This is a genomic window from Haloechinothrix salitolerans (assembly GCF_042662605.1).
GTDB classification, from domain to species: Bacteria; Actinomycetota; Actinomycetes; order Mycobacteriales; family Pseudonocardiaceae; genus Haloechinothrix_A; species Haloechinothrix_A salitolerans.
Genome location: NZ_JBHSXX010000001.1, coordinates 697148 through 717922, shown reverse-complemented (window position 1 = coordinate 717922; position 20775 = coordinate 697148). Strand labels below are relative to the sequence as shown.

19 protein-coding genes are annotated in these 20775 nt (G+C 66.2%); 4 read left to right on the top strand and 15 right to left on the bottom strand.

Features of this window, described 5'->3' with window-relative positions; all coding sequences use genetic code 11:
- Nucleotides 1-28 precede the first annotated feature (28 nt).
- The gene (locus ACFQGD_RS03440) at nt 29-433 is read right to left on the bottom strand and encodes an SCP2 sterol-binding domain-containing protein (RefSeq protein WP_345407300.1); all 405 of its coding nucleotides are present in this window, start codon (nt 431-433) and stop codon (nt 29-31) included.
- Nucleotides 434-726: 293 nt separating this feature from the next.
- On the opposite strand from ACFQGD_RS03440, the gene ACFQGD_RS03435 reads away from it, so the two are divergent.
- Complete coding sequence (locus ACFQGD_RS03435) at nt 727-1881, top strand: acetyl-CoA C-acetyltransferase (protein WP_345407297.1); 1155 nt, start codon at nt 727-729, stop codon at nt 1879-1881.
- Nucleotides 1882-1884: 3 nt separating this feature from the next.
- On the top strand, nt 1885-3033 hold the full coding sequence (locus ACFQGD_RS03430; protein WP_345407294.1) for an acyl-CoA dehydrogenase family protein: 1149 nt from the start codon (nt 1885-1887) through the stop codon (nt 3031-3033).
- 113 nt (nt 3034-3146) lie between these two features.
- On the opposite strand, the gene ACFQGD_RS03425 is transcribed toward ACFQGD_RS03430, so the two are convergent.
- Complete coding sequence (locus tag ACFQGD_RS03425) at nt 3147-3992, bottom strand: SDR family oxidoreductase (protein ID WP_345407291.1); 846 nt, start codon at nt 3990-3992, stop codon at nt 3147-3149.
- Nucleotides 3993-4121: 129 nt separating this feature from the next.
- Between ACFQGD_RS03425 and ACFQGD_RS03420 the strand changes: the two genes are divergently transcribed.
- Both ACFQGD_RS03420 and ACFQGD_RS03415 read left to right on the top strand, forming a co-directional pair.
- Nucleotides 4122-5141 (top strand): phosphotransferase family protein, encoded by a 1020-nt coding sequence (locus ACFQGD_RS03420; RefSeq protein ID WP_345407288.1) that lies wholly within the window; start codon nt 4122-4124, stop codon nt 5139-5141.
- 70 nt (nt 5142-5211) lie between these two features.
- The gene (locus ACFQGD_RS03415) at nt 5212-6183 is read left to right on the top strand and encodes a DUF7065 domain-containing protein (RefSeq protein WP_345407285.1); all 972 of its coding nucleotides are present in this window, start codon (nt 5212-5214) and stop codon (nt 6181-6183) included.
- A gap of 76 nt (nt 6184-6259) precedes the next feature.
- On the opposite strand, the gene ACFQGD_RS03410 is transcribed toward ACFQGD_RS03415, so the two are convergent.
- The 13 genes from ACFQGD_RS03410 to ACFQGD_RS03350 all read right to left on the bottom strand — a co-directional run bounded on the left by ACFQGD_RS03410 (nt 6260) and on the right by ACFQGD_RS03350 (nt 20775).
- Complete coding sequence (locus tag ACFQGD_RS03410) at nt 6260-6526, bottom strand: cytochrome C oxidase subunit IV family protein (protein ID WP_345407282.1); 267 nt, start codon at nt 6524-6526, stop codon at nt 6260-6262.
- A complete protein-coding gene (locus ACFQGD_RS03405; protein ID WP_345407279.1) occupies nt 6523-7125 on the bottom strand; it encodes a cytochrome c oxidase subunit 3 in 603 nt (200 codons plus the stop codon). The genes ACFQGD_RS03410 and ACFQGD_RS03405 overlap by 4 nt, the downstream gene beginning before the upstream one ends.
- Entirely contained in the window at nt 7125-7850 is a 726-nt protein-coding gene (locus ACFQGD_RS03400) for a hypothetical protein (RefSeq protein ID WP_345407276.1), read from the bottom strand. Before ACFQGD_RS03400 ends, ACFQGD_RS03405 begins: the two co-directional genes overlap by 1 nt.
- Nucleotides 7847-9190, bottom strand: a complete 1344-nt coding sequence (locus tag ACFQGD_RS03395) for a protoporphyrinogen/coproporphyrinogen oxidase (protein ID WP_345407273.1) — start codon at nt 9188-9190, stop codon at nt 7847-7849. The genes ACFQGD_RS03400 and ACFQGD_RS03395 overlap by 4 nt, the downstream gene beginning before the upstream one ends.
- A gap of 67 nt (nt 9191-9257) precedes the next feature.
- Nucleotides 9258-9467, bottom strand: coding sequence for a hypothetical protein (locus tag ACFQGD_RS03390; RefSeq protein WP_345407270.1), 210 nt, complete (start codon nt 9465-9467; stop codon nt 9258-9260).
- 24 nt (nt 9468-9491) lie between these two features.
- Nucleotides 9492-10628, bottom strand: coding sequence for a peptidyl-prolyl cis-trans isomerase (locus ACFQGD_RS03385; RefSeq protein WP_345407267.1), 1137 nt, complete (start codon nt 10626-10628; stop codon nt 9492-9494).
- The gene (locus ACFQGD_RS03380) at nt 10625-12955 is read right to left on the bottom strand and encodes an RND transporter family protein (RefSeq protein WP_345407264.1); all 2331 of its coding nucleotides are present in this window, start codon (nt 12953-12955) and stop codon (nt 10625-10627) included. The genes ACFQGD_RS03385 and ACFQGD_RS03380 overlap by 4 nt, the downstream gene beginning before the upstream one ends.
- Nucleotides 12956-14248 carry an MlaD family protein gene (locus tag ACFQGD_RS03375; RefSeq protein ID WP_345407261.1) on the bottom strand — a complete coding sequence of 431 codons (1293 nt, stop codon included), beginning with the start codon at nt 14246-14248 and terminating at the stop codon, nt 12956-12958.
- A 9-nt stretch (nt 14249-14257) separates the two neighbouring features.
- Nucleotides 14258-15514: an MlaD family protein gene (locus tag ACFQGD_RS03370; RefSeq protein WP_345407258.1), complete on the bottom strand. Its 1257-nt coding sequence runs from the start codon at nt 15512-15514 to the stop codon at nt 14258-14260.
- Nucleotides 15511-16806: an MlaD family protein gene (locus tag ACFQGD_RS03365; protein ID WP_345407255.1), complete on the bottom strand. Its 1296-nt coding sequence runs from the start codon at nt 16804-16806 to the stop codon at nt 15511-15513. The genes ACFQGD_RS03370 and ACFQGD_RS03365 overlap by 4 nt, the downstream gene beginning before the upstream one ends.
- Nucleotides 16807-16823: 17 nt before the next feature.
- The gene (locus ACFQGD_RS03360; protein WP_345407251.1) at nt 16824-18122 is read right to left on the bottom strand and encodes an MlaD family protein; all 1299 of its coding nucleotides are present in this window, start codon (nt 18120-18122) and stop codon (nt 16824-16826) included.
- Entirely contained in the window at nt 18122-19546 is a 1425-nt protein-coding gene (locus ACFQGD_RS03355) for an MlaD family protein (protein WP_345407248.1), read from the bottom strand. Before ACFQGD_RS03355 ends, ACFQGD_RS03360 begins: the two co-directional genes overlap by 1 nt.
- Nucleotides 19543-20775 carry an MlaD family protein gene (locus ACFQGD_RS03350; protein WP_345407245.1) on the bottom strand — a complete coding sequence of 411 codons (1233 nt, stop codon included), beginning with the start codon at nt 20773-20775 and terminating at the stop codon, nt 19543-19545. Before ACFQGD_RS03350 ends, ACFQGD_RS03355 begins: the two co-directional genes overlap by 4 nt.

The window sequence follows — 20775 nt, the reverse complement described above, 5'->3', positions numbered from 1 at the left end:
TTCTCGCGTGCCGTTGTGAGCCTCGGGATCAGGCCAGCAGGTCTTCCCGGCCATCGTTCTTGAGGGTCTCGATATAGGTCGGGTAGAGCTTCTTGCCGAGCGGCGCCAGCTTGAGCAACGACGCGACGTTGCCGTCGACGCCGATCTTGCCGCGCGCCATGGCGAACGGCAGGTTGACCTTGCCCTGCCAGTAGGCATTGCCCACATCGCAGGTCATCGACATGGTCGCGCTGCATTCCGTCCCTGGCACGTCGCCCTGGTACACCTGCTGGTTCGGCATGTCGACGATCAGCACGGCGTCCGGTTCGGTGAAGTCGAACTTGAGCACGATGCCGGTGTCCACCAGCTTGGGGCCGATCTCAGGGTCCTTGAATGCGGTTTCGAAGATTCCGCCGATGTACCGACGAACCTCATCCTCGTTGGCGAACGACATGCTTCCTCCACGACGGGGTGATCCTGCACCACAATGATTGAGCTGGAACCGGTACGCCGACATCATCGAACCCCGGCTTACTTGGACTCACATGGTAGCGGATTTTTAATTCTATTTCAAACCATTGCCCGATAGTGACAAGGCGCCGGCAGCGACACCACAGCCTGCCTGTCCCCATGCCAGCCTCGGCTCGCCCACGAGTGAGCGAGATGTCGCTTGTCACAACCGCCACCATGGTTTTGAATTTATGTTAATTTTGATAGGACTGAGACAGCTTCGACCGAGGAGACAGCATGCCCGAGGCCTATATCGTCGACGCCATCCGCACGCCGGTGGGCAGGCGTAAGGGCGGGTTCAGCGATACGCATCCCGCCGACCTTGGCGCGCATCCCATCCGCACCCTGGTCGACCGGGGAGACTTCGACCCCGCCGCGATCGACGATGTGGTGTACGGATGTCTGGACGCCATCGGTTCCCAGGCTGGCGATATCGCCAGGACGTGCGCGCTGGTCGCGGGACTCCCCGAGACTGTCCCTGGTGTCACCATCGATCGGCAGTGCGGCTCCTCGCAACAAGCCGTGCACTTCGCCGCGCAAGCTGTCATGAGCGGCACCGCCGACCTGGTCGTCGCGGGCGGGGTGCAGAAGATGACGCAGTTCCCGATCCTCAGTTCCTTCCTGGCGGGCGAGCCGTACGGCGCCACCGACCCATGGTCGGGCTCCAAGGGGTGGCAGGAGCGCTACGGCACGGCGGAGATCTCGCAGTTCCGCTCCGCGGAGATGATCGCCGACGAATTTGGATTCGAGCGCACCGACCTGGAGGAGTTCGCGTTTCGAAGCCACCAGCGCGCGGTGACGGCAAGGCAGCAGGGCCGATTCGACGCGGAGATCACGCCGCTTGATGGGGTCGAGCACGATGAGGGGCCCCGAGCCGACACGAACCTAGAGAGCATGGGCGCGCTGGACCCGCTGGCCCCTGGTGGCCGACTCACGGCCGCGACGTCCAGCCAGATCTCGGATGCCTCGGCCGCACTCATGATCGCGTCCGAGGACGCGGTTCGCACGCACGGCTTCCGGCCACGCGCCCGGATCCACCACATGTCCGTACTCGGCTCGGACCCGGTCAACCTGCTCATCGCCCCGCTACCCGCGACCCAGCACGCACTCGCCAAGACGGGGCTCACCGTGGACGACATCGACCTGTTCGAAGTCAACGAGGCCTTCGCCAGCGTCGTGCTCGCCTGGCTCAAGGAAATCGGAGCGGACCCGGGCAAGACCAACGTCAACGGCGGCGCCATCTCGCTTGGCCACCCGCTCGGGGCGTCCGGCGCTCGGATCATGATCACGCTGCTGCACGAGCTGGAGCGCACCGGCGGCCGTTACGGCCTGCAAACCATGTGCGAAGGCGGCGGCCAGGCGAACGTCACCGTCATCGAGCGATTGGCGTAGCGCATGGAACGTGACCTCTACACCGCCGACCACGAGGCCTACCGAGAGACGGTGCGGGAGTTCCTCGCCCGCGAGGTGATTCCCTATCACCAACGGTGGGAGACCGACGGCTGGATCGACCGAGGCGTGTTCGCCGAAGCGGCCAAGCACGGGATTTACGGCCTGCAGATTCCTGAGGAGTACGGCGGCGCGGGCGAGCCGGATTACCGCTTCCGCATGGTCGCCGCCGAGGAGATCGCCAAGGCGCACGTGATCTCCTTCGCGCTCACCATCGCGCTGCAGGACGATCTGGTGCTGCACTACCTGCTCGATTTGACCAGCGAGGAGCAAAAGCAGCGGTGGCTGCCTGGCTTCGCGTCTGGTGAGCTGATCGGCGCGCTCGCGATGACCGAACCCGGGGCCGGCAGCGACCTGCGCGGCATCCGCACCTCGGCACATCGCGACGGCGACGACTGGATCCTCAACGGACAGAAGACGTTCATCTCAAGCGGCATCATGGCCGATGTCGTGATCGTCGCCGCGAAGACCGATCCGGACGCGGGATCGAAGGGCTACACCCTGTTCGTCGTCGAGAACGGGATGCCGGGCTTCACAAGGGGTAGGAAGCTGGAGAAGATCGGGCTGCCAGCGCAGGACACCGCGGAACTGTTCTTCGACGACGTCCGCGTACCGGCTGCCAACGTCCTCGGCGAGGAGGGCCTCGGCCTGCGCTACCTGATGAGCCACCTGCCGCGCGAGCGCCTCGGCGTCTCGGTCAAGGCGATCGCGAACTGCAAGGCGATTTTCGACGAAACGCGCCGGTACTGCTTCGAGCGGCAGGCGTTCGGACAACCGATCGGCGAGTTCCAGCACGTCCGGTTCGAACTCGCCGAGCTGGCAACCGAAATCGACATCGCGCAGGCATATGTCGACAAGTCGGTGCTCGCGTTCAACAAGGGCACACTCAGCGCTGTCGACGCGGCGAAGGGCAAGTGGTACGTCAGCGAGCTGCAGAAACGGGTCATGGACGCCTGCCTCCAGCTGCACGGCGGCTACGGCTACATGCGGGAGTACCCGGTCGGCAGGGCGTTCGTAGACACTCGCATCCAGACCATTTATGCGGGCACGACCGCGATCATGAAAGAGATCATCGGACGCGACCTCGCCCCCTGAGTCGCGGCTCGTGAGTGCGGACGTGCCAATCGCCGGCCATGGACCGCCGCCCCCAGCGGTCCATGGCCGGCGACCTGTGTCCTGCTCCGCGCCAGCCCGTTTACGCTGCCCGCTTACTCGGGGCCCGAGCCTATGCGGGCGTCATAACCTTCCCGTGCGCGCTTGTCGACGTCGAGGAACGTGCGATCCGCCTTGATGGCATGGTTGGCCAAGTCTCGCAGCTTCCTGCCGATCAACGGCTGCGTCTTGAGAATGAACCCGATCACGCGCGGCACGTATACGTCAGGCTTACCCGACTCGACCGCCCGGACGATGGCCCGCGCCACCTCGTCTGGCTGGACGGTGCGGATGAACTTCGTCCCACTCGTTCCCGAGATCAGCTCGGTATTCGTGAACGACGGCATCACACAGGTGAAAGAAACGCCCGATCCGGCATGCTCCACCCGAATGCTTTCGGTGAGCGACACGATGGCGGCCTTCGTCGCGGCATAGGTCACGCCACCAGGCACCGGAGACTTGCCGGCTGCCGAGGCCACGTTCACGATATGCCCGCGACCGCGCTGCACCATTCCCGTGAGCGCGAGCTGCGTCCCGATCAGCGGGCCCATGACGTTGACGTCAACCGCACGCCGTGACCGGGACACCGATTCGTCGAGGAACGGCCCGATCGGCATGATGCCAGCGTTGTTGACGAGGACGTCCAGCGCACCGAAGCGACGCTCCACCTCACCAAGGAACCCGCCGAAGGACTTCTCGTCGGTCACGTCGAGCTCGAGCGCGAGCACGTCCTCGCCAAGCGACGCGCCTGCCTCCTTGGCCGCACCACCGTCGACGTCGCCGATCGCTACCCGCGCGCCCCTGGCATGCGCGGCTTTGGCGGTGGCGAGGCCGATTCCCCGCGCTCCGCCGGTGATCGCGATGACCCTGCCGGAGAGGTGTTGTGCCTGCCGGTTACTCATGTCGGCTCCTGATGATGGTCGTGATCCTGACTTCCGCGCGCCGTCGTTGGGCTTGCGAGCGTGAGATCAGTATTATATTTTAATTTAAATAATGCAGCAAGCAGGCCGACCGATACCTGGCGGAGTCTCATGACCGCGTCCACAGCGTGCGACGGCAAGCTGGCGAAGTGGCTCGGTGACCGGGTACCGGCGCTCGCCCCACCACTGCGGTCACGTCGTATCGGCGCGGGCCAATCCAATGTCACCGTCCTGCTCACCGACGCGGCGGGCACTGAGTGGATACTCCGCAGGCCGCCACTCGCTGATGGTGGCAGCGCCGCGCACGGTGTGCACCGGGAAGCGCGCATTCTGCACGCGCTCGCGGGGACGGCTGTCCCGGTGCCCGAGGTGGTGGCGACTGGCGTCGACGAGGCCGGAATCGACGGACCGTTCGCCGTCATGGCACGCGCACGCGGCATTCCACTGGCCGAGGAGCACGACGCCACCGCGCTGACAGCAAGCGAACGGATGTGGCTGGCAACCGACGTGGTCGCGGTGCTCGCCGAGTTGCACGCACTCAACCCGGACGAGATCGGGCTGGCTGATCTGGGTTCCCGGGACAACTACGTGGCACGCCAAATCCGGCGCATGGTGCGCAACTGGCGCACATGGGGAGAAGACTCGGCAGCCGACCCGGCGTGGCGGGCATGCCGAGCGCGGCTCGAGGCCAATGTCCCCGAACAGCACGACGTCGTACTGGCACATGGCGACTTCCGCTTGGCGAACCTTCTCGTGGCGGAAGGCCGGGTGACGGCGGTACTCGATTGGGAACTGTGCACGCTCGGCGATCCCCTTGCCGACCTAGCCTGGCTCGTCGACGACTGGCGAGCACCCGATGAACCGGCGATCGCCATGCCCAGCCCGACCAGGGCAGGCGGCTTCGCTGACCGAACCGAACTCATCGCCGACTACGTCACACGCACCGGCCGCGACGTCGGTTCCCTCGACTACTACCGCGCCTTCACCCACTGGAAAGCCGCCACTCTGTTGCAGGGCGTTTTGCTGCGGCGACGCGCTGGCGAACTCGGCGAGCACGGAGCACCCGACCTCACCGAACTCGAGCGCACGATCCGGTATCTGCTCGATGAGGCGCTGGAGCTCGCCGGGTGAGTTTGGCCAGCGTACCTCCCATCGCACCCGGACCCCATGCCCGCCAAGTACGAATAACAGGAGGTCGCCGATGCGCCCTGAAGACGACTACACCCATCCGATCGGGGAAGACCCCACGTTCAGCGAGTCCATGTACTTCCATTTTTACGACCCGCGCGCGGAGCTCGGCGGATTCCTGCGGGTCGGCAATCGGCCGAACGAGGGCAGCGGGGAGGTCACCGTCTGCCTGTACCTACCGGATGGCCGACTCGGTTTCGCCTACGATCGGCCCCGCGTGACCTCGAACGACCGGCTCGACGCCGCCGGAATGCGCGTCGACGTACGGGAACCGATGCGGCACATCGACGTCAGCTACGACGGTCGAATCTTCGTGGTCGACGACCCGGCGGCGATGACGGACCCCAGCAAGGCCTTAGGCGCGAGCCGCAAGAGTGACTGCGTCATAGACCTCGCGGTGCACGCGATCGCGCCCGCGTCCGAGCACAGCTTCGACACTGACGAAGGATCGTTCGTTCCCAACCACTACGAACAGTCCATTGTGGTCGAAGGATCCGTACGCATCGATGACCACACCACAACGGTGAGTGGGCATGGCCTCCGCGACCACACCTGGGGACCCCGCAGCTGGCAAGCGCCCTGGTTCTACCGATGGCTTCACGGCTGCACCGACGGCTTCAGCTTCATGGGAGCGTGGTTCGGGCAGCGGGACGGCTCCGCCGTCCGAGGTGGCTTCGTGTGGGACGGACGGACCCTGCACCAGCTGGATCACCTCGACATCACCACCATTCGCGACGACCGCGACGAGCAGATGGAGATCACCGTTGGGCTGCGGTCCGGCGATCAAGAGTGGACGTTGCACGGACAAGCGCAGGCCACCGTTCCCCTTCGGCATCGGCCTGCCGACGACACGGGAACGGTGAGCATGACCCGCATCGTGGAAAGCCTCATGGCGTGGCGGCTCGCTGATGGCACCACCCTGCACGGGATGAGCGAGTATCTCGACCAGATCGTCGCCGGACGTCCCGTTGGGCTCGCTGTCTGACACATCCGAGTAGCGCACGTCGCCCTGCCGGTTTGGCAGGGCGACGGCACTACACCGTGGCGTGCCAGAAGCGGCGCTACCGCAGGATCAGCGCGACGCAGCCAAGACACATGACGACGAGCCACGTGTCGAAGAACGTCCGCACTCGTGCCGCATGGCGCAGCTCCATGAAGTCGAGCACGACGAAGCGGGCCTTGCCGAAGGCGATGGTCACGGCGATCGCGGCGGCGACCTTGGCGGACAGGACGTCCTGCACCTCCTCTGTCACCAGCACCAGTGTGGCGACGGAGACGAGGAGCAAGCCAAAGTAGACATTCCGCGGTCTGGTGCTCGATGTCGTCATGCGGGACTTCCTATGTAGAGCAGCGAGAAGATAATTAACCAGAGCAGGTCGACCATGTGCCAGTACCCCGCGACACCCTCGACCCAGCGGGTTCGGAACGCGCAGTGCCCCGATCTCAAGGACCGGTGCCACGCGACAAGAACCGACGTGCCGATGCCGACATGCATCAGGTGAACGCCCGTGATGACGAAGTAGTACATGAAGAAGTCCGACGAGGTCAGCCCATGACCGTGAGCCAGCTCTAGTGCGTACTCGCCGAGCTTGATCACCGCGAAGCTACCCGCGCCAAGGATGGTCCCGGTGAGATACCTTCTCGCTCGCGCGAACGCACCGAGCCTATGAGACTCGACGGCCCTGACGACGAATAGTGACGACGTCAGCAGCACCAGCGTGTTCACGAAGCCGAGAGGTACGTACAGGGCGTTCGCGTCCGCCGTGAACGCGTCGCGCGCCGACCCGAACTCCCAGAGATAGGCCCCGAAGAACAACCCGAACACGGTCATGTCGGCCAGCAGGAACAGCCACAACCACGGTTCGGACGGGACATGCCCGTCCTGCCGCCGTGCGCCAACTCCGCGCAGCGCGAGTTGACTACCCATCACACCGCCTCCGCGGTAGGGACACCATCATCGTTCCAGCTCAACACGCTGCGGCGAACACAAAGGCCCATCGCGATCAGCCAAATCGCGTAGGCGGTCAACGCCAACCAGAAGATGAGCAGCCCATGCCAGGCGAACGGGCCTTCCTGGAAGGCGTAGGCGATCACATCGAACGTGAAGGTGAAGCCTGCCCAGAGGTTGAGGAAACCGAGCCATCGCGGCAGTACCGCGGCCTTGCTGGTGAGAATGACGACCGCGATAGCCACGTTCTGAATCACGAATGGCCCCACCGGAGTGATGAACAACAGCCATGCCGTGTCGTTGAGCAGCACCGTCAGCTCCGAAGGCCGATCAGGGCGAAAGCCGGCGCTCGCCATGATCAGCATCGGCACCAGCAGTAGCACCGCCGTCACCGAGCCGCTCACGAGCTGGACGAGCGCAAGAATCGGCTGTCCGGTCTCGGCGCGCCGCATGATGTAGGCGATGGCGGCGTTCAGCGGGATGACGAGTGAGACGCCAATCGACGCGAGCGCGATGCCCATGGGCACGTGTGCGCCCCCGGAGTAGAACTCGACGACCTCCGCGGTCGTGCTATCCGCGCCGAGCGGGAACGGCAGCACACCCGAGATCAGCCAGCCCGCGAACGAAACCACGACCGCCAGCGGCCCGCACCACGCGCAGGCCAGCAGCGCCCGCCGTGAGGTGCTCGTCAGCTCACGCGTCATGAGGCCGACCTTCCGCCTGCCGGCCTGTCGCGCGCGATCACCGATCGCGGCGAGACACTCGAGGCCAGCACATCACGCGCCGCTCGCTCACCGGAGTCGAGGGCGGCCTCGATACCCGAATGACTGAGATAGTCCCCCGCGAGACGGATCGTGTCCGGCATCGCATCGCGGGCCCGCCGCATTGACTCGTAATGCCAAGGCGTCGGTGCGATCAACGCGACGTCCATGCCGAATACGCGGTGGAAATCCGGTGTGGCGACGCCAAACGCACGGTCGACGGCGCCGCGTGCCCGTGCCACGACCTGTTCCTCGTCGCTCTCGGGAGCCTGGTCGCGGTCGAAATACACGCTCACCGTCTGTCCGCCCCGCGGCACGGCATACGGGGCGCGTCTGCTGTTGAGCAGCACACCGTAGTTGTGGTGTCGTCCCGGCCCGGCCTGCACCACAAGGTCATGACCGACGGCAGGCCACGGGTCGGTGTCGTAGCCGAGAAGGACGTGGTAGGCGGGAATGGGAGCGACCGCGTCGAGCGCGGCGCAGACGTCGTCGTCCACAACGCCATCGAGTAACGCTCGAGCCTGCCGTACATCGGTAGCCACGACGACACCGTCGACGTCGAACGACTCATCTGCCGTGCCGACCCGTACACCACTCGATCGATGTTCCAGCGATCGCACCGGCGTCGACACCCGCACGTCAATACCGTCGAGCAGCCAGGACGCGATCCGGCCGAGACCACCCCGCGGTACGGAGAGCCGCGTCCGGTGTACCTGACTCATCAGCGCGATTGTGAACGCCGCTGAGATCTTCTCGGGATCAGCGCCCGTCAGCGGGCCCATCAGTGGGCGGACGACGTATTCGTAGGCACGGTCGCCGACAGTGGCCCGTGCCCATTCCGCCAGGGTTCTACCGTCGTCCGCCGTGGCGAGGCCGTCGGTGTCGAAGGGAGCCGGTCCACTGCGTACGGACAGCGCGCCGATCGTCCGCGCCAGCCGCAAACGGTCCCGCCACCTGAGGTGCGGAAGCCGCAGGAAAGTCCACGGCCGGTCGAAACGGACGGGATAGGTTTTCCCGTCCTCGTCCATGACCGCCGCGCGAGCCTCCCATCGCCGCAGTTCGGTGTCGTGTCCTGACTCCCGAAGGAACCGGAACGTCGCGTCATAGGAGCCCATGAGGAAGATGGCTCCCGAGTCGATATCGCACTCGTCACCCGCGACGGTGCGGGTACGTCCACCCACGCTGTCCGACGCTTCAAAGACAAGTGGCTCGACACCATTGCGGCGGAGCGTCCGCGCCGCGGCCGCACCAGCGACACCTGCTCCGATGACTGCGACGGTCATCAGCGACCTCCTCAACGAAAATGCGGCGCACGGCTTCAAGCGACCGCCGCGCTCACGAACAACGGATCTAACCGAGCAACGCGTGGCCGCCAACCGCGAGAAACAGGCAGGCGACTACCCAGCAACAGACGCTGCCCCTTCGCAGGACGCGAGCGCGACGCTCCCGCTCGCCCGCGGGCAATGACGGCGACACGGCGCGCCGCGCGTTGCGCATCCCCCACCTGCCGAGCAGGATCAGGATCAGCGCGGCAATGCCGAACGGAATGAACGTCGTCATGTGGTCTCACTCGCCATGGCCCGGTCAGCGCGGCCCGGATAGCCTGCTCGGCGCCATCGTGGGCAACGCGTCAGGGTCCGCTGGCCGATAATTGTCCGCATAGACGATTCCCGCGTCCGCGATCCGCTCGCCAAGCCAGGAACGCCACCGCTCGAGCGCGGTCTCGGTGCGTAGCTGCTGCGCGAGCGATTTCTTGATCTCGCTGAATTCGGCGGGCTTCGGCGGCAGGATCTTGTTGACCCGGCCGACATTCCATCCGTGCTGGTTCTTGACCGGCCCGAACAGTTCACCCTTATCGGTGCTGAACGCGACTTCGGCGTAGGACTTCTCGAGCTGCCGCTTGCTCAAGGTGCCGAGGCGTCCGCCCTTGTCCCGGGTGCTGCCATCCAAGCTGACCGTGCGCGCGACCTTGGCGAACGAGGTACCGGAGCGTATCTCGCGCAGGACCCGTCGGGCCTCGTCTTTCGACTTCACCACGATGTTGCTGATCGCGCGACGCTCCGGCGTGCCAAGGCTGTCCTTTCGCCTCACGAACGCCTGCTTGACCTCCTTGTCGGTGACCTTTCCTACGTCACCGACGACGGCGTCGGACAGCTTCGCTATCGCCAGTCTGCGTTTCAGCTCGTTGAGCACGACCTTCTCCGAGGTGCCTTCATCGCTCAACGACTGGATGAACTGGTTGTACGCACCAGGGCCCTCGCCGATCCGTTCCGAGACGAACCGGGTCAACGCATCGCGCGCTTGCTTGTCGGCGATGCTGATGTCACGTTCGCCAGCGGCGCGCTGCAAGACAAGGCTGACAGCGTACGACTTGGCGACGTCTTTCCTGAACTGGGCTTTCCCGTCTTCCTTCTTCGGAGTCGTCACGCCGTACAGCACCCGCAGCATGTCGCTGTGCTGGTTGAGCTCATCTTCGGTGACGAGCTTGTCGCCATAGCGGAACGCCACGTCCGCTGGCAACCATGCGGGGACGAACGACAGCGCACCCTCGCCCGCGTACGTGCCGAACGCCGCGCGCCCTGAATGCAGCCAGAAGAACCCGCCAGTGAGTAGAAGGGCGATCACCGTGCAGGCGGAGACCGCGACACGTCCGGCCCGCGCACTCGGCCACCCGACTCGCTTGACCGCCCTCGCGATGACGTGCAACAACGTTTTCATCATGGCGCGACTCCCGCTTTCTCCAATGTCGTGGGATGTGCTTCCACAGGTCCTGCCGCCATCGCGGGTGTGTCGGCACGGGCGCGTGTCGCCCACACGACGCCCTGCGCGGAGACAAGTGACAGCAGTACGGATCCGGCGAGCAGCAGCCCGAACTCCCGGACGGCGGCCAGATCGGACACGCTGAGCACCGCGTACCCGACCGCGGAGGTCGCTGTGGCCAGCAGGATCGACCGCCGCAACGACGAACTGCCTCGCCGGGCGGCGTCCGAGAGCATCACGGTGAACTCGCACGCGACAGCGGCGGTCAACGAGCCAAAGGCGACGGTGAGCGGGCTCAGCGGAATGGCGAGCAGCCACAGCGCACCGAGACCGGCCCCGGTCGCGATACCGGCGGCGAGCACCGCACGGACCGCGTCAGCCCGGCGGCGCAACGCGATCAGCAGGACCGTTCCCGCCGCGACGATCCCGGCTACGTTGCTCAGCACCCGGTTCGCTGACAGCAGTTCGTTCGCCCGCACGGCTGCCGTTGGCAGTCCGGTGATCGCCATTTCGTACCCGTCCGGCGGCTCCGGCAGCGCTTCTCGCAGGTCGTCGCGCAGCGCGTGCACGGTCTCGAGGTCATCGAGCTTTACCCCGTAGCTGAGCAGCGCGACCTCACCGTCGCCGCGGAACACCGCGCTCGTCAGGTACGAGGGAAGCAGGCGCACGGCCGCCGCCACCTGGTCGGCCGTGGGATCGGGCCCGAGGAACCGCAATAGGCTCGACGGTGACATCACCGTGCGGAGCTCGTCCCCGTGCCGCGCGACGGCGATGGTGTGCGCCTGCTGGGCCCATGCGAACGCTTCCGGCGACAGCACGTCGTCTCCCTTGAGCATGATGTCGAACTCGCCGGACGAGCCAAGTACCGAAGTGACGTGGTCGGCATCGGCCATCTCAGGCAGCCCGGCGGTGAACTGCCGGAAGCTCCCCTCGAGCGGGAGGCTCGGTAGCGCGAGCCAACCCGAGGCCGCTACCAGCACGATCGCCAAGCCTGCCCCTGCACGACCAACCGGACGGGGTGCTCGGGCGCCCGGCCGTTCCGTCCCGGTCGCTGACGTGCCCTCGCTGGCCCCAATGGAGGCTACGGTGGGCGTCGCGGCGAGTTTCGCCGAGCCATTCCGATAAGTGCGCCGGGACAGCAGCGCTCCGATACCCGCCGCCATGAGAACGCCGATGGCCAGCGCGATGCCGAGATCACGCACGAACGGCAGTGGCGAGAGTGCCAGCGTGGCGAAGCTCGCCGCGGTCGCCAGCACGACCGCGACCACCACGCGCGTCGTCGCGCGCTTCGCGAGATACGTCGGGTAGTAGCTGCCGAGGCCGAGCAGCACCGAAAGGAACGCGACCACCCCGAGGGAGAGCGGTCGTCCCATCCAGCCGAAGACGGCCACCGTCGCGGCGACGGCAAGCAGCGCGCTCGCGAGCGGAAGCAGCCGGTAGCGCCACCGTGTCCACGGGATCAGGAGAAAGCACCCGCCGATGGCCACCACCGCGAGCCCGCCAAGCAGGGGAACCTCGTTCCGCACCGTGCCCGCCAGCCCCGCGGAGACGGCCGGCACGCCGGAAACGGTCACCCGACGAGCGTCCAGGTCGGCTTCGGCGACGGTGTCGCGAACGTCGCGGACCAAATCACTGGTCGCGTCCTCACTCAGTCCGTGGCTCGGTCGCACATGGACCGCGATCGCGTCCGGGCGCGGCACGACGAATCGCCATTGCGGGCGTGGTTTGCCGTCGGCGTCGAACACGACTTGCCGGACGAAGTCGCCGTTCCGCAACGTCGGTAGCCCCGCGGGAAGGCCCTGCACGAGGAGACTGCCGTAGCGCTGGTCGAACTGCCGCACCGCGCGCTCACCGGCTCGCTCGGCGGCCGCGGCAGAGGCACCGTCGCGCTTAGCCTCATTGATCGCCTTGGTGCGTATCCCGTCTCGGCGGCCAGTGAGCTCAGCGAGCAGATCCTGCGTCTGGCCAGCGATCTGGTTCAACACCGTGCCCGGCCCGTACACGGTCGCCACGTTGGAGAGGTTCGCGAGCTCGCCCTCAAGGCCGAGCAGCGGCAAGAGGTTATCGCGCTCGAACCGCTGACGTGGCCGGTCCGACTCGATCAGCACGACGACCGGTTCGGCGCCGAATGACTCGTTGACCGTCGCGAGATCCCGCATCACCGGATCATCGACGGGGAGGAACGACGCGAGCTTGGTCTCCATGGTGACGTGCGCGAGCCCGCCCGCCACGAAACCAACGAAGGCGAGCGCGATCCCGACGAGACCGACGCCTTTCCTCACGCTCACTCAGTTCCCTTCCTTCACACGCGGGTACTTCCCCGTAAACGGAGTCGGATGCTCAGCGGCGCCAGGACGGGGATATGGGTTAACCCGTGGGCTGAGGTCGTTGGTTCCGCCCGGCACGCCTGCCACGGTTTGCTCGTTTGGCACCACCGTGAACGGCACGTGATGACCGCCGAGACGTGTCGCGTCGGCCGCGTCCGCGGTCGTGGCGAACCACGCGGCCAGATCTTGTCCGTACGGCCGCAGATACCCGAGCATCGGGTTCAGATCGGCGAACGCTGTGCCCGCGTGTGGCAGCAGCCGACGAACGTCCTTGCCGACCGGTGGGATGCGATGCAGTGTCTTCGGCGCGCGTGCCAGCACACTGTCCAGATGCGGCAGCAGTCCGCGCAGGTCAGCCGACGTTGCGGGCAGCTGACGCAGCGCCGCCGAGAGCTCAGGAGAGGCCTCGTCGAGATTCTTCGCGACCGGAGTCAGGTCTCCCGAAAGGCGCTCCAGATCGTCGCTTGCTCCACGCGCCGTATCGAGCAGCCCAGGAAGCTTGCGCATCAGCGCCGCCACGTCGTCGTTACCGTTCGCGGTCACCTCGGTGAGCCGCTCGGCGTCCCCGACCAGCTGGGCGATCTGCCCCTGCCGGGTGTCGAGCGCGCTCAGCAACGTGGCGGCGTTGCCGCTCAGATCACGGAGTTGCGCTGACTGGTGCGCCAGCGCGTCCAATACTGTCTCCCCTTCGCGCCCCATGCGGCCAAGGCCGTTCAGCGTCGCCGAGATCTGCGAGGCCGTGTCGTCCGTTGCCATCCCCATGGAGCGCAGCACTCCGCCCAGCGCTTTCCGCGTTGGCTTGTCGAGGCTGACAAGGACGTCGTTCAGATCGACCGCGGATTCGGCGGAGCCGTCGGGCAACGTGCCGCCAGCGGGAAGAGCTGCCCCGTCACCGTCGTCGATCTGCAGGAACGTCTCCTGCAACAGTGTCTTGTACCTGACGGTGACGGTAGCGCCCTCGTGCAGCGGAGCGTGCCGCTCGTTCAGCTCCATGGTGACCCGCGCGTGATCCTGCTCGACGTCGATATCGACGACCGATCCGACCTCAACGCCCGCCGACATCACGTCCGACGCGGGAACGAGATTGTCCACTGTGGGCACCTCAACCGACACGCGGTAGCCTTCGTCGCTCACCAACGGGATCCGGCCACCCGCTCCTGTCCACAGAAAGACGAAGACGCCACCGCACACCGCCGCGAACGCCAACACGACGACGAGGCGGATGTGCGCGAGTAGCGAGGTTGGAATCCGCATGGTGGCTCCTCAGTTCCCCTGGGAAGACATGTTCTCGAGCAGCGGGATCGTGCTTGGCGCCGCGACAAGGTGGGCACGGATCACCGGGGCGTTCCCGTCACGCAGGCTCGTGATCGACGCCGTGTTGTACGCGAACGCCCGCAGGTCATTGAGGTACGGCAGCACCGCTGAGGTAACGGGATCGAGTCGCGCGCTCATCGCGGTGAGATCGGGTAGCGCCGCCCGGGTATCTCTCAGGACGGGGCGAAGGTCCGCCGCGACCGGCTTGAGCTGCGCGACAACGGGATTCGCCTTGTCGACGACCGGGCCAGCCTGCTCGACCGTCGACCGTAGATCGGCCAGCGCGTCGGGCAAGCTGTCCGACGCCTTCCGCACGCTGTCCAGTGTCGGGTCCAGCTGGCCCGACAATGCCCGCACCGCGTCGGTCGCCCGCTTGAGTTGGGAGGTGAACTCGGGGAGCTGCCGTATCGCCTTGTCGAGCGGATGGCTGCGATCGCTCAACACCTGGAGACTCTGTTGCAGGTCGTCGGCCAGCCGGGTGAGCCGTTGGTTGTCCTCACCGACGGCACGGGAGATCGCCGCCACCGCGCTCACCAGGTCGGCGAGGGTGTCCTGCCGCTTGTGCAGTTCGGTAACGACGGGACGCAGGTTTCGCAAGACCTTCTCGGTGCCGGAAACACCCGTCGCCAACTTCTCGGGAGCGTTCGTCAACGCGATGTCGGCTTCGTTGATCAGCGAAGCGAGGGCATCTCTTGTTCCGCCGTCGAGGTGCGCGGTGACTCTGTCGATCGTCACCGGCGTCTGGGTGTTGCCGATCGGCAGTCGCTCGCCTGCCTCGATGGGCTCGCCGGGAGGCCCGCCGGGATTGATCGTCACGTACATCTCGTTTAGGGGGCTCTTAGGCCGCAGCACGAGTCGCGCGTTGTCGTAGATCTGGTGGCCTGGCTCGACGCCAAGTCGGAGCACGGCATTGCCGTTCTCGCTCACTTTCGCCTGCTCGATCGAACCTACCGTGACCCCGGCGATGCGGACGCCTTGTCCCTGCCCGGCCGCGACGCCGTGTGCCTCCCGGAAGACCGCCTCGAACTGAAAACGTTCGGTCCATGGCCACGTCGTCAGCCCGGAGCCCTGGTTGTTGACGATCACGGCGCCTGAGGTCAGGCCGAGCACGACGAGGCAGAGCACAACGAGCACGTTCCTGCCGAACTTCGGCTCGGTCCGAATTCGCTGCCAGGTCTTGCGCAGTCGCCCTTTCCCCGCGCTCATCCCGTACCTTCCTTACTCATCTCGACAAGCCGGCTGAACAGCTGCTCCAGGTTGATCGGCATACCGTGGACCGAGTCCGGGCCAACGGTCGCGGCCATCCTGAACTGGTGACCGTCCTCATCGAGGGTGCTGATCGACCCGGCAAGGCCACTCAGCGCGTAGGCCAATGCCTTGTAGAACGGGAAATCGGCGCCGCCGCCCTCGTACTTGCCCGTGCCGTGCCACGACGACCGCACCGTCTCAAGCACCGGGCCACGCAACCGGTCGAGCACCGGGCCACGCACATCATCGAGCACCTTCGTCGCCCCCTTCACCGTGGGCGCCAGGTCCTCGACCATGGGCCGCACATCCCGCAACGCGTCACTGAGGTCCGAGACCAGTGGACGTGCCTTGACCAGCACCGGATCGAGTTCCGCGAGCGTGGCATCCAGTTCACGCGCGGTCGGCCGAGCGGGACCAGCGGTTGCCGCCAGCTTGCGTAGCGAGGTGTCGAGCCGGGTCAGCCCCAACCTCGCGGAGTCGAGCGTCGCCGGGAGCCGGTCCAAGGTACGACGCACGTCGTCCGAGCGCCTGCCGAGCACGGCGCTCGTCGTCGTGAGGCCATCGAGAATGGACTCCAACCGATGATCTGGTGTGTTCAGGGTGGACGCGACGTTCTCCAGCCCGCTCACGATGGCGGTCAGGTCGGTCTCTGGTCGCCGCCCCTGCGCGGCTGCCAGCACGTCGCCTGCCGGGTCGAGCGTTTCTGGTGCGCTGTCGAGCAGCGCCTGCAGCTGCTTCCTGCCATCTTTGTCCAGGGAGTCGTCCAGGTGTCGCGTAGTGCCTCGCAACGCACGCAACGTATCCGGCTGCAGCTCGCGGGTTATCTTGTCCAGTTCGACGGGGACCGTTGTCCTGCCCTTGGGGATCTCACCACCGAACCGTCCTGGCGGACCACCGGGAATCAGCTCGACGTAGTAGTACCCGCCAAGAACCGTGACCGGCCGCACTCGCGCTGATGGGCGGGAGCGAAGCTTGTCGTAGTCGTCGTCATCGATCTTCAGCGTGAGCACCGCCCCGCCGTGGTCATCTCGCCGCACCTCGGTCACGTCCCCGACGGTCAGGCCTGCCATCCGCACCTCGGTGCGGTGAGCGCGAACCCCGTACTTGTCCGCGAAGTGGACGGTCACCGTCTCGCCAGATCCGAGTGTGTTGCTGATCGGCGCCTTGAACATGACAACGGTCCCGACAATCGCCAAGACGAGCAGGAAGATCGCCCCGAGCAAGAACGGTGACGCGGTCGGCCGTTTCATCGCCGTGATTCGAGACATCACGATCCGTTCCCCCTCGGTGTCACGACGCTGTTCTTCCGGTCGCTGCTGGCCTCGCCGGGCCCCGGATACGGATTCCGTGCGACCGCGGGATCGGAGAGTGGCAGCATTCCTGTCCCCGCCGACTCGCTGCTCGGCACGTAGACCAAGCTGAGCCAGTGGCCCGACTCGTCCGAGTTGGCGAGTGTCCGTTTGAGGTGGGTGAAGAAGTTCGCGATCTCCGGCGAGTACGGCGCGAGCACCGCGAGTGGATCGGCGGCGTTGCCGAGAGCCCGCCTCACCTGGGGCGCCACCGGTCGAGCGTCGGCCATCACACCGGTCAACGCCTCGAGGGCGGGCACCGCGTCATCGGAGACCGCCCGTAGCCGGTCCAGCGGCCGCGGCGCCTCACGCAGCACACCTCGGAAGTCCGGCAACGCACGCCCGAGCGCCTTGCCGCCCGGGCGCAATGCGGCCATCGCGGATTCGGTGTGTGCGAGGGGCTCACGCAACGAGCGCAGCGCGCCGTGAACGTCGCGGAGGGTCCCGGGCGCCCGTTGGATCGTCTGCCGTAACGGGAGGCCGTTGTCGACCGCGACGGCGCGGAACGTCGTCTCCAGCTGCCCCGCCAGGTCGGCGAGCTGGCGCTCCTTGCCATGAAACCGGCCCGCCAGGGTGTCGAGATTGCGCAGGAGCCGGGTGACGTCAGCACCGTTGTCAACGGACAAGGCGCGGGAGATAGTGGCCAAGTCGGGCAACTCCCTCGGCAATGCCTCGACCGCGTCGCTGAGGTTGCGCTGATGCCCTGAAAAGCCCCTGCCCGTTTCGCGCAACGTTGAGCCGAGCGCTTGCCGGGTTGGCTTATCCAGGACGTCGAGGAGTTCCGTTATGTCCTTTGCGCCACCGGTTTCGGTCGCCGGTATCACCTGGTCGGCATCGACCTTCCCGGCATCCGGTGTGCCCGGGTTGAGCGCGACGTACTTGGCGCCAAGGGCGGAACGCGCCCCGACCGACGCCGTGCGGGCCTTGGCGTTGCGATACACCGCATCGATCTCGGTGAGCTCGAGCTCGGCGATCGCCTGACCATCGCGGTAGAAGACATCGCTCACCCTGCCGACCCGCACACCGCCGACGCGGACATCATTGTCCTCACGCAGTGTCCCGACGTCACTGAACGCGGCTCGCACCGTGACCTTGGTGGTGCCGGGCAGACCATCGGTCGCGTTCACGCTGAACACGACAGCCGCGGCGAACAGCATGATGACGGCCGCGCCGACCGCGAGATTGCGCCGCCACCGTTGTTTCGCACGCCGCGTCATCACTGGCCACCTCCGATCAGGAACTCAAGCACTCCGGATTCCTGCTTTCGGTTCAGCCCTGTCGCGCTTCCTCCCTCGTCATCCTGGGGAGCAAGTAAACCGACGGACGGGGACGAATCGTTGGCATCGAGCTTCCCGGAAAGCAGGTCCGCCACCTTCTGCCGCTGACCCGGCTTCTTCTTTCCTGCCTGGCCGGTGACTTGTGGCAGTAGCATCTCGGCCATCTGGGGGCTGATCACCAGCTGGCCGCGAAAGTAGTGCGAGATCCCGTCGTAGCCGTTCGTCGCTAGCGCCCAGTACCGGACGAAGTCGAGGACATCGCCAATGTTCTTGGCGAGTGATGCCACTATGGGGCGCGCATCCGATGCCACGGATCGCAGGTCGGGCGATGCGTGACGGAGTTGCGCCGCCACGGGACGTGCCGCCGAAAGCAGCTTGTTCGCGCGGTCCAGGACCGGCTGCGTCTTGGCCAACGCGGGTGTCGCCGATTTCGCGAACGTCTTCAGCTCGGCGCTGAGGGTACTGAGCTGGTCGGTCGTCGGACGAAGCGCTTTCAGCGTCGGCGTGGCCTGCTCGGCGGTACCGGCCAGTTGGCCGAGGACCTTCCTCGCTTCGGTGAGCGTCGCTGGCAGTTGCGTCAGCGTATCCCTGAGGTGGCGCTGCTCAGCCGCGGTCGCCGCCGTCAGTTCCGACGTGGCTTGCACCAGGGAATCCAGCGTCTTACCCCGGTTGTGGGCAAGCGCGCTCGCGACCGGCTCGACGCGATCGACGACATTGCCAAGAAGGGTGTTCTGCTCCTTGAGGATCTTCACCAGCTGTCCGGTGTCCTTCATCGCCGGTGCCAGCGCCTTCAGCGTCGCGTCGACGTTCTTGCCTTGACCGTCGAGGCCATGCCCCAATGCGGTGATCAACGAAGCCAGCGCTTCGCCGGTCGGCTGGTCAACCGTGTTGAGTACCTGATCCAGCTGCGTCGTCTGCGAGTTCTGGCCGGCCGGCAGGATCTGTCCGTCCCGCATCACCGGAGCGGACGGGGAGCCCCGGTCCAGATCGACGTAGTACTCACCGAGCAAGCTGGACGCCCGTACGGTCGCCGACGCGTCCTGGTACACCGGCAACGCGTCATTGGTCAGGTGGAGCATGACCCGGGCCTGCTTCCGGGCCTGCTTCCGCGACTCGCGCCGCTCGACGACCCGCATGTCGACGATCTCCCCGACCGGGACTCCATCGACCTTGACGTCAAGGCCGGTGAACAGCGGGCTGGCATCGCGGAACTCGGCACCGATCAACATGCCGTCGCGATGCTCGGTCTGGGTTGTCGACCACCCGGCACTGGCGAGCGCCACGACCAGCGCGACCGCGACGATCCGGGTCACCGTGACGCCGCCGCGTCCTCCTCCCGCGCCCGTACGGACCAGACGTATCACCGGACACCACTCCCTTGCGCATCGCGCCACGGCTGCCCGACCAAACTTCCGGGGGCTGGTTGTCGATTCGACTCGAATCCCGGCGGCACGGCACCGGGATTCACACCAGGTGCTACGGCGCTACCCAGTACGTTGAACCGGGCATAGTGGCCGGTACCGGTGTAGTTGCCCGCGGCCGAGTTCCAGGTGCTGAACGCGCCGGCGGCCTCAGGGGTGTACGGGCGCAGGAAGTCGAGCGGCTTGAGCAAACCTGAGACAACGGTGTCCACTCCGGGAACCACAGCGTGCGCCGAGTCGAGCAATGCGGGCGTACCTCCGAGTACGCGATCAGCGGCACGCAGCGTCGGCCGTAGCCGTGCCATCGCCGGTCGCAACTCCCGCAACACGGGCTTCAGATTGCGCGCGACCGATGGCAGCCGCTTCGTCGCTGGCTTGAGATCTCGCAGCAAGGGCGACACGCGATCGACGACACCCGGCACCCGGGACAAGGTGTTGTCCGCGCGCTCGACCGTCTCGGGAAGCTTCTCAAGCGAGCGCGCCAGCTCTCCTCGCTCACTCGCGACATCGGCTGACAGCTGTGACAGGCTTTGCACGATCGCCCGCACCTTGCTGTCGTCGGCGACCAAGGTGCCCGTCATCGTGTTCAACTGGGACACCAACTGCGAGATCGCCGCACTATCGGCACCCAAGCTCTTCAGCACGTCGCCGAGCGCGTGCAATGCGGGGCCCGCGGATCGCAACGTCTTCCGGAAATCTTGTTCGTGACCGCTCACCGTGGTGTTCAGGCGATCGATCAACGAAGTCAGACGTTTCCGAGTGGGTTTGTCGAGGGCAGCGAGAACCTGGTCAACCTCCATCGGCTTGGGCATCTTTCCCGTGACCATGCCGCCCGCCGGTATGGCCGGATTTCGCCGCGGGCCGTCGTGCACCTCGACGAAGCGCTCGCCGACGAGCGACTTCCACTTCACCGTGACCGTCGCCCCGTCGTGCAATGGACCGTGCTCATCGTCAATGTCGAGGGTGAGCCGTGCGTGTCCTTCCTCAGCACGGATCTCCGTCAACGAACCCGAGCGGAATCCGTCGATCAGTACCGGACTACCACTGTTCAGGTTCGTCGCCGACGGCACGACGACATCGACGGTGTAGTTGGTGCCGTTCACCGCCGTCCACCCGCTGACAGCCGCCGCTGCCAGCACGCCAACGCAGAGGAATATCGCGAGCCGTTTCAT

Excerpts from the sequence above, each read along its gene's own strand:
- ACFQGD_RS03440 (WP_345407300.1), bottom strand. The coding sequence starts at position 433 with ATGTCGTTCGCCAACGAGGATGAGGTTCGTCGGTACATCGGCGGAATC.
- ACFQGD_RS03435 (WP_345407297.1), top strand. The coding sequence starts at position 727 with ATGCCCGAGGCCTATATCGTCGACGCCATCCGCACGCCGGTGGGCAGG.
- ACFQGD_RS03430 (WP_345407294.1), top strand. The coding sequence starts at position 1,885 with ATGGAACGTGACCTCTACACCGCCGACCACGAGGCCTACCGAGAGACG.
- ACFQGD_RS03425 (WP_345407291.1), bottom strand. The coding sequence starts at position 3,992 with ATGAGTAACCGGCAGGCACAACACCTCTCCGGCAGGGTCATCGCGATC.
- ACFQGD_RS03420 (WP_345407288.1), top strand. The coding sequence starts at position 4,122 with ATGACCGCGTCCACAGCGTGCGACGGCAAGCTGGCGAAGTGGCTCGGT.
- ACFQGD_RS03415 (WP_345407285.1), top strand. The coding sequence starts at position 5,212 with ATGCGCCCTGAAGACGACTACACCCATCCGATCGGGGAAGACCCCACG.
- ACFQGD_RS03410 (WP_345407282.1), bottom strand. The coding sequence starts at position 6,526 with ATGACGACATCGAGCACCAGACCGCGGAATGTCTACTTTGGCTTGCTC.
- ACFQGD_RS03405 (WP_345407279.1), bottom strand. The coding sequence starts at position 7,125 with ATGGGTAGTCAACTCGCGCTGCGCGGAGTTGGCGCACGGCGGCAGGAC.
- ACFQGD_RS03400 (WP_345407276.1), bottom strand. The coding sequence starts at position 7,850 with ATGACGCGTGAGCTGACGAGCACCTCACGGCGGGCGCTGCTGGCCTGC.
- ACFQGD_RS03395 (WP_345407273.1), bottom strand. The coding sequence starts at position 9,190 with ATGACCGTCGCAGTCATCGGAGCAGGTGTCGCTGGTGCGGCCGCGGCG.
- ACFQGD_RS03390 (WP_345407270.1), bottom strand. The coding sequence starts at position 9,467 with ATGACGACGTTCATTCCGTTCGGCATTGCCGCGCTGATCCTGATCCTG.
- ACFQGD_RS03385 (WP_345407267.1), bottom strand. The coding sequence starts at position 10,628 with ATGATGAAAACGTTGTTGCACGTCATCGCGAGGGCGGTCAAGCGAGTC.
- ACFQGD_RS03375 (WP_345407261.1), bottom strand. The coding sequence starts at position 14,248 with ATGCGGATTCCAACCTCGCTACTCGCGCACATCCGCCTCGTCGTCGTG.
- ACFQGD_RS03370 (WP_345407258.1), bottom strand. The coding sequence starts at position 15,514 with ATGAGCGCGGGGAAAGGGCGACTGCGCAAGACCTGGCAGCGAATTCGG.
- ACFQGD_RS03365 (WP_345407255.1), bottom strand. The coding sequence starts at position 16,806 with ATGAAACGGCCGACCGCGTCACCGTTCTTGCTCGGGGCGATCTTCCTG.
- ACFQGD_RS03360 (WP_345407251.1), bottom strand. The coding sequence starts at position 18,122 with ATGACGCGGCGTGCGAAACAACGGTGGCGGCGCAATCTCGCGGTCGGC.
- ACFQGD_RS03350 (WP_345407245.1), bottom strand. The coding sequence starts at position 20,775 with ATGAAACGGCTCGCGATATTCCTCTGCGTTGGCGTGCTGGCAGCGGCG.